The 15,668-nt window shown below is 45.6% G+C and carries 12 protein-coding genes; 7 read left to right on the plus strand and 5 right to left on the minus strand.

Annotated features, from left to right (window positions below; all coding sequences use genetic code 11):
* Window positions 1–110: 110 nt before the first annotated feature.
* The 4 genes from MSG33_RS19635 to MSG33_RS19650 all read left to right on the plus strand — a co-directional run bounded on the left by MSG33_RS19635 (window position 111) and on the right by MSG33_RS19650 (window position 4,988).
* A complete protein-coding gene (locus MSG33_RS19635; RefSeq protein ID WP_248381802.1) occupies window positions 111–992 on the plus strand; it encodes a LysR family transcriptional regulator in 882 nt (293 codons plus the stop codon).
* Between the two features lie 120 nt (window positions 993–1,112).
* Entirely contained in the window at window positions 1,113–2,648 is a 1,536-nt protein-coding gene (locus MSG33_RS19640; RefSeq protein WP_005391488.1) for a bifunctional GNAT family N-acetyltransferase/carbon-nitrogen hydrolase family protein, read from the plus strand.
* A gap of 204 nt (window positions 2,649–2,852) precedes the next feature.
* Complete coding sequence (locus MSG33_RS19645; protein ID WP_005391489.1) at window positions 2,853–3,440, plus strand: DedA family protein; 588 nt, start codon at window positions 2,853–2,855, stop codon at window positions 3,438–3,440.
* A 180-nt stretch (window positions 3,441–3,620) separates the two neighbouring features.
* On the plus strand, window positions 3,621–4,988 hold the full coding sequence (locus MSG33_RS19650; protein WP_248381811.1) for a Na+/H+ antiporter NhaC family protein: 1,368 nt from the start codon (window positions 3,621–3,623) through the stop codon (window positions 4,986–4,988).
* Window positions 4,989–5,058: 70 nt separating this feature from the next.
* Here MSG33_RS19650 and MSG33_RS19655 read toward each other — a convergent pair whose 3' ends face one another.
* The 3 genes from MSG33_RS19655 to MSG33_RS19665 form a co-directional block, all read right to left on the minus strand.
* Window positions 5,059–5,898 (minus strand): 3-keto-5-aminohexanoate cleavage protein, encoded by an 840-nt coding sequence (locus MSG33_RS19655; RefSeq protein ID WP_248381813.1) that lies wholly within the window; start codon window positions 5,896–5,898, stop codon window positions 5,059–5,061.
* Entirely contained in the window at window positions 5,889–7,220 is a 1,332-nt protein-coding gene (locus MSG33_RS19660) for an aspartate aminotransferase family protein (protein ID WP_248381815.1), read from the minus strand. Before MSG33_RS19660 ends, MSG33_RS19655 begins: the two co-directional genes overlap by 10 nt.
* A 208-nt stretch (window positions 7,221–7,428) precedes the next feature.
* Complete coding sequence (locus MSG33_RS19665) at window positions 7,429–8,697, minus strand: O-acetylhomoserine aminocarboxypropyltransferase/cysteine synthase (RefSeq protein ID WP_025635612.1); 1,269 nt, start codon at window positions 8,695–8,697, stop codon at window positions 7,429–7,431.
* A 289-nt stretch (window positions 8,698–8,986) separates the two neighbouring features.
* Between MSG33_RS19665 and MSG33_RS19670 the strand changes: the two genes are divergently transcribed.
* A complete protein-coding gene (locus MSG33_RS19670; protein ID WP_248381816.1) occupies window positions 8,987–10,732 on the plus strand; it encodes an amidohydrolase in 1,746 nt (581 codons plus the stop codon).
* A 63-nt stretch (window positions 10,733–10,795) separates the two neighbouring features.
* Here the strand turns inward: MSG33_RS19670 and MSG33_RS19675 are convergent, their stop codons facing one another.
* Entirely contained in the window at window positions 10,796–11,713 is a 918-nt protein-coding gene (locus tag MSG33_RS19675; RefSeq protein ID WP_248381818.1) for a LysR substrate-binding domain-containing protein, read from the minus strand.
* Between the two features lie 106 nt (window positions 11,714–11,819).
* On the opposite strand from MSG33_RS19675, the gene MSG33_RS19680 reads away from it, so the two are divergent.
* Both MSG33_RS19680 and MSG33_RS19685 read left to right on the plus strand, forming a co-directional pair.
* Window positions 11,820–13,076: a D-amino acid dehydrogenase gene (locus MSG33_RS19680; RefSeq protein ID WP_048626052.1), complete on the plus strand. Its 1,257-nt coding sequence runs from the start codon at window positions 11,820–11,822 to the stop codon at window positions 13,074–13,076.
* A gap of 307 nt (window positions 13,077–13,383) precedes the next feature.
* The gene (locus tag MSG33_RS19685) at window positions 13,384–14,931 is read left to right on the plus strand and encodes an alanine/glycine:cation symporter family protein (RefSeq protein WP_012842106.1); all 1,548 of its coding nucleotides are present in this window, start codon (window positions 13,384–13,386) and stop codon (window positions 14,929–14,931) included.
* Window positions 14,932–15,031: 100 nt separating this feature from the next.
* Here the strand turns inward: MSG33_RS19685 and MSG33_RS19690 are convergent, their stop codons facing one another.
* Window positions 15,032–15,622, minus strand: coding sequence for a GPR1/FUN34/YaaH family transporter (locus MSG33_RS19690; protein ID WP_005391518.1), 591 nt, complete (start codon window positions 15,620–15,622; stop codon window positions 15,032–15,034).
* Window positions 15,623–15,668: the final 46 nt, after the last annotated feature.

A 15,668-nucleotide genomic window follows, 5' to 3' on the forward strand; every position in this document is an offset into this window, starting at 1 on the left:
GATTCTTTATGAACGAGTAAGGAAGGTAATCACACATCGGCTTTTTCTCTCTTTGCTTCAATAGGTAAATCTCCTACTCTGTGAAGAGGCTATCTCCATGGGACTGAAGTATGTTAAAAGGCAGTGAGTACCCTTCTATCCGAGCATTGAGGACGTTTGTCGCGGTTGCAAATTACCTCAGCTTCTCTAAAGCGGCGGATGCCCTATGCATTACACAAAGCGCAGTAAGCAAACAAGTCGCCGCGCTTGAACAACTAGTGGGTTTACCTTTAATACAAAGAGGCTCGAATGGTATTGAGTTAACTGAGGAAGGAAAACGCTACCTACCGCAAGTCACAGAAGCACTAGAACTTATTCAGAATGCAACCGCTAACTTAATCCAATCAGATTCAAAGCAAGAATTGCTCACCGTGGATGTTACTCCTTCTTTCGCTAGCCTTTGGTTGGTGCCTCATATTGATGACTTCCACCAGCGACATCCCAATATCCGTGTAAGAATCTGTACCGGAGATGGGAACGTCAAAGGTTCAAGCGGTGAAAGCGACTTGCATATTCGTTGTCTTCCATTGTCCACTCATTATGAATACAGCCACTTACTATGCGAAGAAATACTACTATTGGTCGGTTGTACTAACACTCCTGCACTCAAGAATGTGCACGCTGTTAGCGACTATCCGCTGATACCTCAAATCACTCGCCCTCAGTTGTGGGAGCAATTTAAGGCTGCGCATGCAGTAGAATCAACCGTTACCTATCACTCTGTAGGCTTTGAACATTTTTACCTAGCTTACGAAGCCGTCAAAATGGGAAAAGGACTCGCCTTACTTCCTGATTTTATGGCGCAGAATTCTATTTTAAGAGGGGATATCAAACGTATTCTTAACCTATCTTTACAGAGTGGTTATGGTTATTACGTGATGATCCCAAATTATCGCCTATCGGCTAAGAAAGTGGCGGCGTTTTACGAATGGTTGAAGAGCAAACTAAGCTAATATTGTTTTCTTGAAATGCTTTTGGTAACCCAAAACAACTCAAAGACTTCAGTATCTGTCTGCTCCAAATTGTGGCATTCTCATTAACACTGTTTCAAAAGGATAAATGGATTGAAAGATATGGACAGCAATTCGCCCAAACTCTCATTACGTACCATTGAGCCAACGGATTACCCTGAGCTTGCAGAACTAATGGACTTAGTGTTTCCTGATGTTGGCGGCTCATGGCCACGGCTGACGATTATGGATCTCATTCATCAGTTTCCTGATGGCCAAATCTGTATTGAGGATAACGGCAAAATAGTCGGTGCAGCATTAACCATTAAAGTGGACTACAACCGCTTTTCTCTTCCTCACCTGTATACCGACATCATTACCGAAAACAACGTCATACAGAATCAAGTAACCGGTGATGCAATGTATGGTCTCGATGTATTTGTCCACCCAGACTATCGAGGGCTACGTTTAGGTCGCCGTTTATATGATGCACGTAAAGAGCTTTGCCGTAGTAAGAACTTCAAAGCCATTTTAGCCGGTGGTCGCATTCCTAATTACCACCAATACGCAGATGAACTGAGCGTTGCAGAGTACATCGACAAAGTAAAGCGCCGTGAGCTTCATGACCCTATTTTGTCTTTTCAGCTTGCTAACGACTTCGATGTAAAACGAATCATGCGCGGCTACTTGCCAGAGGATAGCGCTTCTAAAGGTTACGCGACACTGCTGGAGTGGGATAACTTTTTCTACGAAGAGGATATTCAATCCGTACACGATGTAGAAAAGACTCTGATTCGAATTGGTGTTGTACAGTGGCAAATGCGCGCGATGAATGACCTGGAGGATTTGCTCGATCAAGCTGAGTTCTTCATTTCTTCTCTTGCGAATTACAAGGCCGATTTCGCCCTATTCCCTGAGTTCTTTAACGCACCGCTGATGGGCTTGCAAAACGACAAAAATTCCGTTGAAGCAATCCGCTTTTTGGCTAGCTTTACGGAAGAGATCAAAAACCGTTTCTCGCAGATGGCGGTCACCTACAACATCAACATTATTGCAGGCAGTATGCCCGTTATCGAAGATGGCAAACTGTATAATGTGGCCTACTTGCTGCAACGAGATGGTGAAATTAACGCTCAATATAAAATCCACATCACGCCTCATGAACAAAGAGACTGGGTGATCGACGGTGGTGACAATGTTCAAGTGTTCGAAACCGATGCGGGCAAAGTCGGCATACTTATTTGTTATGACAGCGAATTCCCTGAATTGGGAAGAATGTTAGCAGAACAAGGCGCACAAATTGTATTCGTTCCTTTCTGGACGGACACAAAAAATGGCTATCAACGAGTACGAATTTGTTCCCAATCTCGTGCCATTGAAAACGAATGCTATGTTGCAATTGGTGGCAGTGTTGGTAACTTACCTCGTGTTGATAACGTGGACATCCAGTACGCGCAATCTGCCGTATTCTCACCGTCGGATATCTACTTCCCGCACGATGCAACCTTGACAGAAGCAAGCGCCAACACCGAAATGATGATCTTCGCCGATGTTGATTTGACTAAGTTGAAGCAACTTAATACCGAGGGTTCAGTAACCAACTTACGTCACCGACGCCTTGATTTGTATGGCGCATTTACTAAAGCTAAAGAGTCATAATGGTGTGCCTTATTCGCCGCCACACGGGAGCGTGGCGGCGAATAAAACAAGCAGCAGATTGATTCCGCACAATAATCAGAGGCATGTCAGTTTTTCTCAGCGGTAAGAAACAAGAATTGACCCAGTAGGACATTCGGAGTATCACTCCAACTTCGTTCCGCTTTTATTAGGGGAAAGCTTTTGGAACACATTAACGAACTTCTCATGTCAATGAAGCCTTTGCTCGAGCAATACGGCTACTTGGCGCTGATTGTCAGTATATTTCTAGAAGGGATAGGTGTGCCGATGCCTGGTCAATCGCTGATGATCGCGGCATCTTTGCTCTCTTCAGAACAAGTCATGAACCTAAGTATGGTTATGATGGTATCGTGGCTAAGCTGCTTTTTTGGGAATACCTGTGGTTACCTAATCGGTTATTACTTTGAAGGCTGGTTGGATAAAAAAGGCTATATCTCTGGCCCGAAGATGCAAACACTTCAACTGACTATCCAGAAATACGGCCCTACGTGCTTGGTCGTCAGTCGCTTTATTGAAGGAATGAAGCAATTTATGCCTCTTGCATGCGGTATCGCGAAAATGCCACGTAGAGAGTTTTTGCTCGGTAACGCCCTCGCGGCGACGGTTTGGGTATTGGTATTCAGCTTGTTAACTCACTTTGCATTTGAACATTTAAGCGTGTTGAGCAACCTGTACACCGAATACAAATATCTGGTATGGGCATTTGCTGCTGTCTTATTTACGTGGATGGTTTTAGGTATTGTTAAACGCAAAAAAGCCAAATCAATGCAATAACGACAGCCTCTTCATTGGCGCATAACTAAAGCTCGTGGTATCAGTGAGATACGTAATACGAGCTTTTATCTTTTTCTTTACGCGCAAAATTTAAACAGCCATTTAGACGTCTAGACGTTGACAATGCGTAAATGTGATATTAGTCTGCTCTTCTCTCTTATTATTAACATTGTCGTTTACATGTCCGGTTCCCAACAAACAACTAAAACAGTTGCACCTTCTGCGGTCGCACTGATCCCATTGATTGTATTCCTTGCGCTGTTTATTGGCGTAGGCACTTACTTATCTTTGCAAGGCGTTGAATTTGCCTTCTACCAGCTGCCTGCACCCATCGCGGTATTACCAGCCATCATCATTGCGTTTCTTTTAAGTAAAGAGAAACTTAACCGCTCAATCGAACACTTCATGCGTGGTGTTGGCCACCCAGACATCATCGCAATGTGTATGATCTATCTGCTTGCTGGTGCCTTTGCTGCTGTAGCAAAAGCCTCTGGCGGTGTTGATGCAACGGTGAACCTTGGTTTATCCGCAATTCCAACCAGTATGATTTTACCGGGCATTTTTCTGATTTCTGCTTTTATCGCAACAGCAATGGGCACTTCGATGGGTACCATCGCAGCCGTTGCACCCGTAGCGTTAGGCATTGCTGAATCAGCCGGGATGAGCTTACCGTTAACCGCAGGCGTTGTGCTGAGCGGCGCTATGTTTGGTGACAACCTTTCTATCATCTCTGACACCACGATCGCGGCGACACGCTCTCAAGGTTGTGAGATGAAAGACAAGTTTAAAGAGAACATTCGTATTGCTTTGCCTGCGGCGTTGATCGCGATTACAGTGTTCGCTTTCAACAGTACAGCGACTCAAGTGCCTGCAACTGGCGATATTGAGTGGCTAAAAGTCTTGCCGTACATCACTATTTTGATCCTAGCGGTATCTGGTGTGAATGTGTTTGTGGTTCTGTCGATTGGTATCCTTTTGGCTGGCGGCGTGAGCTTGGCATCGATTGACAATTACGGACTGACTAATCTAGCCCAAGACGTTTATAAAGGCTTTGGTAACATGCAAGAGATCTTCTTGTTGTCCATGCTAATTGGTGGTTTGAGTGAACTGATGCGTCGTCAAGGCGGCCTTGCTTTCCTAACCAATTTCGTTAGCAGCCTTATCCACGCGTTTGGCTCTAGCCACTCTAAGCATGCCAACAGCCGCGCGAGTGAGCTAGGTATCGCAGGCTTGGTGTCGATGGTCAATGGCTGTACGGCAAACAACACCGTAGCCATCATTGTATCGGGCAGCGTTGCTCGCCAACTGGCGGAAGAGAATAATGTCTCTCCTCGCCGCTCAGCAAGCTTGTTAGACATTTTCTCATGCGTGGTGCAAGGCGTGTTGCCTTACGGTGCTCAAGTACTACTGCTAGGTTCCGTATTCAACCTATCGCCAATTGAAGTAGTTGCTAATTCTTACTACTGCTTTGCATTAGCGATAGCGGCTGTTGTCGCGGTATTTATCAAACATCCCGCGCGTCAACCTGTAGTGCAAACTGAGAACTAACGACAAATACCGAAAAGGCTCCGATGGAGCCTTTTTACTTTCTTCTTTATTTTCCTTACCGCGAACAGATTTACTTCAAAACTGAACGCAAACTTTGCGCACTGTGTAAAGGAATCGCGAAGCGATGCGCCACATAGCGTAGAGCCTCCACCTGATCCGCGTTACTGATTGCTAATTCGCCTGCCACATCGAAGTGGTTATTCTCAAACCCAACTCTCACATCTAATCCAAGTAACATCGCACTCGCTAAACAATCTTGCTCTCGCGCGCCAAAAGCACAAATGGCACATCGAATTTCTTCCTCGACAAAACGCGCCAAATTCAAGCCTCGTAAATCCCATGTCGAAGACTGTTGAGCTTGGTGATAACGCCCTAACACCACTAATGCATGCTGATGCACTTTAGGTAACACGCCTGCATCACGCAGTTGGAAATAACGTTCAATGTCGGTTGCATCGTAGAGAATAATTTGGCTCACGATGTTGTTTTTAGCCACCCAATGGAAAAAGGCATGCCCTTCTTTCTCACTTGCGCGATCGGGGATTAACTCCCTCAATGCGAAAGAAGCCGCTTCTGGTTTCACAGCTTTAACTAACGCCCTCTGTTGTGACGGAGAATATAAACCCACCGCCTCTGTGGTGAGCTGAACCATCATGGTTTCTCCCACCGCTTCTTTCACGGCATGGTAAATTGCCATGTTGTCGTCGATGTCTAGTGAATGACGTCCGTTAGCGTCCCTAGCATGCAAATGGATCATGGCAGCCCCTGCTGTTTGACAAGCGATAGCCTCTGCAACCAGTTCGTCTGTTGTCATAGGTAAGTTGGCGTGATCATGCTTGGTTTTTCTTGCGCCGTTTGGAGCCACGATTATAGCGATAGGTTCTCGCAAATACTGGTTTGCTACTTCCATGTCTCCGCCACCTCTTTTAACGTCAGTGAGAGTTTGCCAACTAGCTCATCAATATGGTGAGGCTGAACAATGAAAGGCGGTGCGAGCAAAATATGGTGCCCATTAACGCCATCAATCGTTCCGCCCATTGGGTAGCACATTAAGCCATTTTCCATTGCTCGATGTTTGATGCGTTTGTCTGCCAATGTGGTTTTACTCAGAGGCGCCTTGCTTTCTTTATCCGCCACCAGCTCAATGCCAACAAACAAGCCTTTACCACGAATGTCGCCAATGTATGGTAAATGGGCCAATGCAGAAGTAAGCTCATTACGCAGCAAAGCACTTTGCTGATTCACCGCCGTTAACAAATCATCTTGGAAGATGGTTTCAATGGTTGCCACTGCAGCAGCGCACGCCACAGGGTGCGCCATAAAAGTATGACCGTGTTGGAAAAAACCGCTTCCATCAGCAATAGCTTGATAGACTCGATCATTCGCAACCACCGCGCCAATAGGTTGATAACCCGCACCAAGCCCTTTAGCCATACAAACCAGATCGGGCTCTGCCTCTTCTTGCTCAAACGCAAAAAAACTGCCACTTCGCCCAACGCCACACATGACTTCATCCAAGATCAATAACACATCGTATTGGTCGCATATTTCGCGAATACGTTTAAAGTAACCTTGAGTCGCAGGTACAGCTCCAGCGGTGGCTCCCACAATAGGCTCGGCGACAAAAGCCATTACATTCTCAGCCCCCAACTCAAGAATTTTTGCCTCAAGCTCATTCGCCGTTCGCAATGAGTAATCCAATTCCGACTCATGAGTCTGCTGATACCGATAAGCATAGCAAGGGGCAATGTGATGGCTCGGATGCAAGATAGGCTTGAACGGTTCACGTCGCCATTCATTACCACCGACCGCCAGAGCTCCCAACGTATTGCCGTGATAACTTTGCTGACGCGCGATGAATTGCTTCTTCTCTGGCTTACCTGATTCCACAAAATACTGCCGCGCCATTTTTAGTGCCGACTCCACCGCTTCTGATCCGCCACTGACTAAATACACATGGTTGAACTGCTCAGGCATGTACTGACAAATCAATTCCGCTAGTCGCTCACTGCTGTCACTAGTAAAAAATCCAGTATGAGCAAACGGCACTCTCTCGAGCTGTTCCAACATGGCTTTTTTAACGGCTTGATGACTGTGGCCAAGGTTTGATACCGCAGCACCACCACAAGCATCGAGATACTGCTTTCCATGCTTATCGAATAGATAAACACCCTCACCTTTATCGATGATTGGCAGCGTGGCATGGCAATGACGGTGAAATACGTAAGACATTTGAGTCCCTTCCAATGTATAAGATTTGCACATATCATCAGGAACAAACCCAAACGCGACAAGGGAATAAATTTCACCCACCATGAGCTTTTGGAATACCACAACCAAAAAACAATAAAGCCTTTGATATTTAAACAATAAAACAAATAAAGACCAGCTTTTTTAAAGGCTGGCCTATGGGTAACCAAAAGCTAAAAAAAGAATCGTTTTACGCGTTTAGTGCCTGTTCTAAATCGGCTAGGATATCGTCAATATGCTCAATACCCACAGATAAACGAATCATCTCTGGTGACACACCAGCTTGTTTTTGTTCTGCTTCGCTCAACTGACGATGAGTCGTCGATGCTGGATGACAAGCCAATGATTTTGCATCGCCAATGTTCACCAAACGCTTAAAGATTTTCAGAGCGTCATAAAAGCGCACTCCGGCTTCATAACCGTCTTTTAAACCAAACGACAAAATCGCAGAAGGCTTACCTTTCATGTATTTTTCGGCGAGATGGAAGTGATCAGAACTTGGCAATCCGGCATAACTCACCCAACTGACTTTGTCATTCTGTTCCAAGAATTCAGCCACTTTGAGTGTGTTCTCGGTATGGCGCTCCATACGCAGCGGTAACGTTTCTAGCCCTTGCATAAGCATAAATGCATTCATCGGTGATAATGCCGATCCGGTATTACGCAATGGTACGGTACGCGCGCGCCCGATAAATGCCGCCTCACCAAACGCTTCGGTATACACCACGCCGTGGTAAGAAGGTTCTGGTTGGTTGAAAACGGGAAAGCGGTCTTTGTGCTGCGCCCAAGGGAATTTACCGGAATCCACAATCACGCCACCTAATGTGGTGCCGTGTCCACCAACGTACTTAGTGAGGGAGTGAACGACGATATCCGCACCGAATTCGATGGGTTTGCACAGTACTGGTGTCGCGACGGTGTTATCCACAATCACAGGTACGCCTTGTGCGTGAGCAAGCTCTGCTACGCGTTCTAAATCAATGATATTACCGGCTGGATTACCAATGCTCTCGCAGTACACCGCTTTGGTATTTTCATCAATTAACTCAGCCAAACTTTCTGGTTTGTCATCTTTGGCAAACTTCACCTGAATCCCCTGATTTGGCAACATGTGCGCAAACAAGGTGTAAGTACCGCCATAAAGTTGCGGCGTAGAGACGATGTTATCGCCCGCTTGTGCTAACGTCAGAATCGCATAGTTAATCGCTGCACTCCCCGCACTCACGACCAACCCGGCAATGCCGCCTTCTAACGCCGCCATGCGCTTTTCCAGAACGTCGTTAGTCGGATTCATGATGCGAGTGTAGATATTCCCCGGTACTTCCAAGTTAAACAGATCAGCGCCGTGCTGCGCGTTATCAAACTCGTACGCGACCGTTTGATAAATCGGTGTCGCGACAGATTTAGTGGTAGGGTCAGTTTCGTAACCAAAATGGATGGATAGCGTTTCGTCTTTCATGTTCTTCCTTGAGCGTCATCGAGATAAATCGTGGACTTATCATGCCGACTTTTTAACCACAGAACCTCGTTATGGGTCACATTGCCCAAGTCCTGAAACGTTTATGAAATGGGAAAAGGTAACATTTTTGATATTCATCGATAGGTATAACTTGCGCTTGATTGAAAGTCTTTAATCTTGTTGATAATCCTCCTTCAATATGAACTAAAGTGAATGTGACCTATTGAGTTCTCAAACTCATTGAGATGGGGGCAATAGGCAAAAACCTTACTCTGTATGGAGATGACCGATGAACAAAAACTGGATCCCTATTGCCCTCTCTGGGCTTGCTTTAACGGGGTGTTTTTCTGAAGAAGCGAAAGAAGTAGAAGCCGTCGCCGAGCCGCTAAAAGTAACCGCCGCAGACAAAATTTATTATGGTGGCGACATCCTAACCATGGCAGGCGATAAGCCAGAGTACGCCGAAGCTGTCGCCACATTAGGCGAGAAAATCATTTATGTCGGCAGCAAAGATGGAGCGATGGAACACAAGTTCGGTAAAACACAGTTGATCGACTTAAAAGGCAAAACTATGTTGCCTGGCTTTGTTGATCCGCACAGTCATGTGTATGGTGTTGGTCTGCAAGCCATGGTCGCAAACGTGCTGCCATCTCCTGATGGCGAAGCCAATACCGTTGCGAAAATCATAGAAACTCTGAAAAATGCCGAGAACAATAATACGCAACGCCTATTCATTGAGAAAACCGGATGGATTTTAGGTTTTGGTTACGACGACGCCCAACTGGATTACTACCCTACCAAAGCGGATCTCGATAAAGTCAGCACAGATAAGCCTGTATTAATCATCCATACTTCGGGGCATTTGAGTGTCGCAAACAGTAAAGCGTTAGAGCTAGCAGGCATCACATCAGAATCGGAAGATCCAAAAGGTGGCATTATCCGCCGAATGGAAAACAGCCAAGAACCAAATGGGGTCCTAGAAGAAAACGCGCACTTTGCAATGCTGTTCAACCTCAATAAGTTGATTGATTCTGAACTTCAAGATCGCATGTTAGAAGCCTCGCAAGGTATGTACGCGAAATATGGCTATACTACGGCTCAAGAAGGACGAGCAACATCAGAAGGTTATGAAGCGATGAAACGCGCGTCTAAAAACGACAAACTGATGATCGACTTGGTTGCGTACGCCGATATGGTATCGAGCAGTGATTTTATGGACTCGGAATACAACACGCCAGAGTACACAAACCATTTCCGCATCGGTGGCGTAAAGCTGAACTTTGATGGCTCTCCACAAGGTAAAACGGCATGGCTAAGTCAGCCTTACTTCCACCCGCCACATGGACAAGATAAAGACTACGCAGGCTACCCAACCTTTGAAGATCAACAAGCTTACGATTACGTAGAAACGGCCTTTAAAAATGAGTGGCAAGTGCTGACGCATGCCAATGGTGACGCTGCGATCGAGCAATTTATCAACGCAGTGACCAAAGCAAATGAAAAGCTAGGAAAGCAAGACCGCCGACCTGTACTCATTCACGGCCAAACCATGCGCCAAGACCAAGTAGATCGCTTAGCTGCGCAAGGCATCTTCCCTTCTCTATTTCCAATGCATACTTTTTATTGGGGTGACTGGCATGTGGACTCGGTACTCGGCCATCCTCGTGCCGATTTCATTTCACCAACTCAAGCGGTGAGAAAGGCGGGGTTAAAATTCAGTACACACCATGACGCACCTGTGGCGCTGCCAAGTTCATTCCGAGTATTGGATGCGACCGTCAATCGCACCACCAGAACTGATAAAATACTGGGTGCAGATCAGCGTGTTGACACTTATACCGCACTGCAAGCCATGACGATTTGGCCAGCTTACCAACACTTTGAGGAGTCGTATAAAGGTTCTATCGAAGTGGGTAAGAATGCGGATTTAATCATCCTCGATAACAACCCGATGAAGATTGAACCTAAGGCGCTAAAAGATCTCAACGTGGAAGAAACCATCAGCAGAGGTGAATCGGTTTATCAACGACAGTAATCCAAAATAAAACACCGCCGTCATCGAGGCGGTGTTTTCTATCTGACTCACCAGGCACTTTATCTATTTGCTCGCCACTTGCTGTAATAACCAAGTACGAAACTTGTTTGTGGACTGGCTTCGTGTGTTCATGATCAAGTAGTACCCTGCATTGGCTGGAACCGGCTGAAAGGGAGAAACTAAACGCTCTGTCGTCAATTCATCCTCAATCAGTGCCATTCGTGCCATCGCAATCCCAACTCCTGCTTCCGCCGCAGACATCGCCATATCCGTTCTATTGAAAAAGTGTCCAACATCGGTTTTAAAGTCTAATCCCATTGCTGACGCCCAATATAGCCACTCATAGTCACGCGTCGCTTTTTCCCATGGCATCGCATCGTGTAGTAGCGTCGCCTCTTGCCATTGCTTCACTGGCATTGAGTTTTTTTGTTCACCAAACAACGTCTTTAGCCAGCCATGATCCTCAAGGTATTTTGGACTCATCACCGGCAGCAGATGCTCATCCAAAATCAGCTCCGCGTTAGCATTTCTATAAGGATGAAGACCATAGTCAATTGCGACGTCATAGTCTTTTATCTCACTATTTACCAACGCACCTTCCGCAAAGATTTGTACTTGGATATCCGGATTATCGTGATGGAAGCTTTCGAGCTTTGGGACTAACCATTTGAAAGCAAAAGAAGGCGTCAACTTCAAACGAATTTCATTGGTTTGCTTTTCTACTTTGAGCTCATCAAGCAATTTGCTCAGTTCCGAAAAGTGAAACTGCGTCGCTTGGTGTAACTGAGTGCCTTTTACGGTTAAACGAATACCGCGGGAATGGCGTTCAAATAAAGTAAAACCTAATAACGCTTCCAAATGAATAATTTGTTGGCTCACGGCTCCCGTAGTGAGGTGCAAAAACTTAGCCGCGCCAGTAAAGCTGCTGTGTTCCGCGACTTGGCTAAACAGACACAAGCCACTTATTAAATTACTTCTCATCCTTGAGCCTATAGTTTTTCTAAACGCTGTATGTAATTTATATCGATTGTTAACAAAAGGTAAAGAAAAGAAACTAACCACTCAGATAAATGTGTGGAGTACATCAATGGAAGTCATCGTATTAGGCAGCGGCGTCATCGGCTTAACCTCTGCTTGGTATTTATCTCAAGCAGGCTATCAAGTTACGGTTATTGACCGTCAACCAAGCAGTGCAATGGAAACAAGTTTCGCCAATGCTGGGCAGATCTCGTACGGCTATTCTTCGCCTTGGGCTGCGCCTGGTGTTCCTGTTAAAGCCATAAAGTGGTTAATGGAAGAGCATGCTCCACTCAAAATCAAGCCAACCCTCAATGCCGATATGATCAGTTGGGCAAGTAAGATGGTGGCCAATTGCACCCTGTCTCGCTATCAAGTCAACAAAGCTCGCATGCTTTCTATTGCTAACCACAGCCGCATGTGTCTGGAACAATTACGTCAAGAACATGCCATTGAATATCAAGGTCGCCAGTTCGGCACCTTGCAAGTATTTCGAACGCCTCAACAGCTGCAAGCCATTGAAAAGGATATGCAGCTTCTAGAGCAAAGCGGGACTCGGTTTGAGTTGATGGACGTAGAACGCTGCATTGAACAAGAACCTGGACTGGATCTTGTGAAAGATAAGCTGGTTGGTGGCTTGCACCTGCCAGATGACGAAACAGGCGATTGCTATCAGTTTTGCCAACAACTCACAGAGCTCGCTAAGGCCCATGGCGTCAGGTTCGAGTTCGATACCGAAGTAAGCAATTGGGTTACAGTAGGTAAAAAGATCATGGGTGTCCAAACGAACCGAGGACAGTTTAAAGCGGACCAATATGTAGTTGCCTCTGGCAGCTATTCTACAGCGCTACTCAAGCAAATCGACATTGAGATTCCTGTCTATCCAGTAAAAGGCTATTCGCTCACCATCCCAATGGAAGATGAGCACTTCTCTCCTCGCTCTACTGTGATGGATGAAACCTATAAAGTCGCCATGACTCGGTTTGATGACAGAATTCGCGTAGCGGGCACCGCAGAATTAGCAGGGTTTGATGCCTCCCTTCCGCAAAAACGAAAAAATACCATCGAAATGGTCATCCGTGATCTTTTCCCTCGCTGCGGCGACTTTAACCAAGCCGAGTTTTGGAGTGGCTTTAGACCAATGACGCCTGATGGCACACCGATTATTGGCGCAACTAAATACGATAACCTTTTTACTAACACCGGACACGGCACTCTGGGTTGGACGATGGCTTGTGGTTCTGGCCAATTGCTAGCGAGCATTATGGCTGGCGAAAAAGCGAAAGTGATGGATGACACAGAGCTTAACCTTTGCCGTTATGCATAAGGACATATCTGCATAAAAAACAAACAGGCCTTTACTCTACAAAATGCATAACATTTGGCATTTTTAACTCATCAAATATGCAGCACATTTTAATGACAATATGCTGCATATTTAATCATCAGACAAATCTTCTACCCCAAAGGAGCAAATAAGCAACAAGAACTAAATTTTAACAATCACTCTCCATTCTGTGTTCACCATCACGCTACAAAGGATTTATAGCCAAAAAAGTTAACAATTGCATTACATAAAGGGTAATGTATTGTGTGAAAAACAACCACAAACACAACTAACAGGGAAAATACTCATGCAGTCATTAGTTGATTTTCTGAATGGAATTATTTGGAGCCCGGTACTGATCTATTTGTGCCTTGGTGCAGGTTTGTTCTATTCAATCATGACGCGTTTTGTACAAATTCGTCACTTCTTTGAGATGTGGCGCTTATTACTTTCAGGGAAGAGTTCAACAAAAGGGATATCGTCATTTCAGGCACTTGCCGTTTCACTATCTGGCCGTGTAGGTACAGGTAACATTGCTGGTGTTGCTGCCGCTATCGGTTTCGGTGGCCCAGGCGCCGTATTCTGGATGTGGGTCGTTGCCTTCTTTGGTGCGGCAACCGCATACGCAGAGTCGACACTTGCGCAAATCTATAAAGAAGAAGACGAAGGTGAATTCCGTGGTGGTCCTGCTTACTACATTGAAAAAGCAATGGGACAAAAATGGTACGCTTGGATCTTCGCTATCGCAACCATCTTTGCATGTGGTGTTCTACTTCCTGGCGTTCAATCGAACAGCATCGGTAACGCAGTAGAAGCAGCATTTGGCTCAGGTGACATGATTGAAACCGCTATTGGTACCTTCAGTTTTGCTAAAATTTTCACTGGTACGGTTGTCTGTGTCATTCTGGCCTTCATCATCTTCGGTGGCGTAAAACGTATTGCGAACTTTACCCAAATCGTTGTGCCATTTATGGCGCTGGCTTACATCATCACTGCATTTGTCATCATCCTTCTAAACATTGGTGAGGTTCCACGCATTTTCGGCATGATCATTGGTGACGCGTTCACACCAATGGCAGGTGTTGGTGCGGCAATCGGTTGGGGTGTAAAACGTGGCGTTTACTCCAACGAAGCAGGTCAAGGTACTGGTCCTCACGCTGCAGCTGCAGCGAGTGTTGATCACCCAGCTCAGCAAGGTCTTGTTCAATCTTTCTCTATTTACATCGATACACTACTTGTGTGTTCAGCAACCGCGTTTATGATTCTTATCACTGGCGCGTACAACGTAAATGGTGCAGTTGAAGGTACGTTCCTAATTCAAAACCTACCGGCTGATATTGGTGCGAATGGTCCTGTATTTACGCAAATGGCGATCGAAAGTGCGCTACCTGGTGTGGGTAAGCCATTCATCGCAATCGCACTCTTCTTCTTTGCGTTTACGACCATTCTGGCTTACTACTACATTGCAGAAACGAACATTGCTTACATTCGTCGTACATTCAAAGTAAATGGGCTGATGTTTATTCTGAAAGTCATCATTATTTCATCCGTGTTCTACGGAACCGTGAAAACCGCCAACTTAGCCTGGGCGATGGGTGATGTAGGTGTAGGTCTAATGGCATGGCTTAACATCGTCGGTATTTTGATCATCTTCTTTATGTCGAAACCAGCTCTCAAAGCATTGAACGATTACGAAGAACAACAAAAACGTGGTGTGACCGACTTTACATTCAACCCTGTAGCGCTAGGCATTAAAGGCGCAGATTACTGGGAAGATAAGTACAAGCGTAAAACGGGTAAGGCACCAACGGCAGACAACAGTACTACAGAAACTGTTGAACAACCATCAACATAGCCTTAACGCATAAACAAGAAAAAGCAGTGGTCCGTTTAAGGGCATAAAAAAGGGGGATTAACCATTGGTTAATCCCCTTTTCTGCATTATGTGTAAAGGATTAAGCAGCGACAGCTTCAACTTTACGAGCGATTTTTGCTTTACCTACAGGTAGAACTTCACGACCAAATTCGTTGTTTAGTACTTGTGCCATTGCGAAGTAAATCGCGCTTGCACCACAGAAGATACCTTCGAAACCAGCGATAGCACCGATCACTTCACTACCAGTAAAGTCACGAGCTGCGAGTAGGAAGAACAAGATAGTTAGAGAACCAAATACCACTTGCTTCGCTGTTGGGTAGCATAGAGAACCAATGAACATGAAACCAGTGAAGATACCCCATAACGCTAGGTACCACCCCATAAAGCTTGCTGGGCTTGCAGGAAGACCCATGTGAGGCATTACGATCAAGCCTACTAGTGTTAGCCAAAATAGACCGTAAGAAGTAAACGCAGTTGTGCCGAACGTGTCGCCGCGTTTAAAGCACATGATGCCAACGATTACTTGGCTAAGGCCACCGTAAAAGATGCCCATCGCTAGAATCATAGAGTCAATTGGGAAAAATCCTGCGTTATGAATATTGAGCAGAATAGTGGTCATACCGAAACCCATTAGACCTAGCGGTGCTGGGTTAGCCAGTTTTGTCGACATGTACAAATACCTTTTTTCAAAAATGTTGATAAAAAATGCGCGCGAA

This window comes from Vibrio sp. 1CM7H (assembly GCF_023161645.1).
GTDB lineage: Bacteria > Pseudomonadota > Gammaproteobacteria > Enterobacterales > Vibrionaceae > Vibrio > Vibrio diabolicus.

Excerpts from the sequence above, each read along its gene's own strand:
- MSG33_RS19635 (WP_248381802.1), top strand. The coding sequence starts at position 111 with ATGTTAAAAGGCAGTGAGTACCCTTCTATCCGAGCATTGAGGACGTTT.
- MSG33_RS19640 (WP_005391488.1), top strand. The coding sequence starts at position 1,113 with ATGGACAGCAATTCGCCCAAACTCTCATTACGTACCATTGAGCCAACG.
- MSG33_RS19645 (WP_005391489.1), top strand. The coding sequence starts at position 2,853 with ATGTCAATGAAGCCTTTGCTCGAGCAATACGGCTACTTGGCGCTGATT.
- MSG33_RS19650 (WP_248381811.1), top strand. The coding sequence starts at position 3,621 with ATGTCCGGTTCCCAACAAACAACTAAAACAGTTGCACCTTCTGCGGTC.
- MSG33_RS19655 (WP_248381813.1), bottom strand. The coding sequence starts at position 5,898 with ATGGAAGTAGCAAACCAGTATTTGCGAGAACCTATCGCTATAATCGTG.
- MSG33_RS19660 (WP_248381815.1), bottom strand. The coding sequence starts at position 7,220 with ATGTCTTACGTATTTCACCGTCATTGCCATGCCACGCTGCCAATCATC.
- MSG33_RS19665 (WP_025635612.1), bottom strand. The coding sequence starts at position 8,697 with ATGAAAGACGAAACGCTATCCATCCATTTTGGTTACGAAACTGACCCT.
- MSG33_RS19670 (WP_248381816.1), top strand. The coding sequence starts at position 8,987 with ATGAACAAAAACTGGATCCCTATTGCCCTCTCTGGGCTTGCTTTAACG.
- MSG33_RS19675 (WP_248381818.1), bottom strand. The coding sequence starts at position 11,713 with ATGAGAAGTAATTTAATAAGTGGCTTGTGTCTGTTTAGCCAAGTCGCG.
- MSG33_RS19680 (WP_048626052.1), top strand. The coding sequence starts at position 11,820 with ATGGAAGTCATCGTATTAGGCAGCGGCGTCATCGGCTTAACCTCTGCT.
- MSG33_RS19685 (WP_012842106.1), top strand. The coding sequence starts at position 13,384 with ATGCAGTCATTAGTTGATTTTCTGAATGGAATTATTTGGAGCCCGGTA.
- MSG33_RS19690 (WP_005391518.1), bottom strand. The coding sequence starts at position 15,622 with ATGTCGACAAAACTGGCTAACCCAGCACCGCTAGGTCTAATGGGTTTC.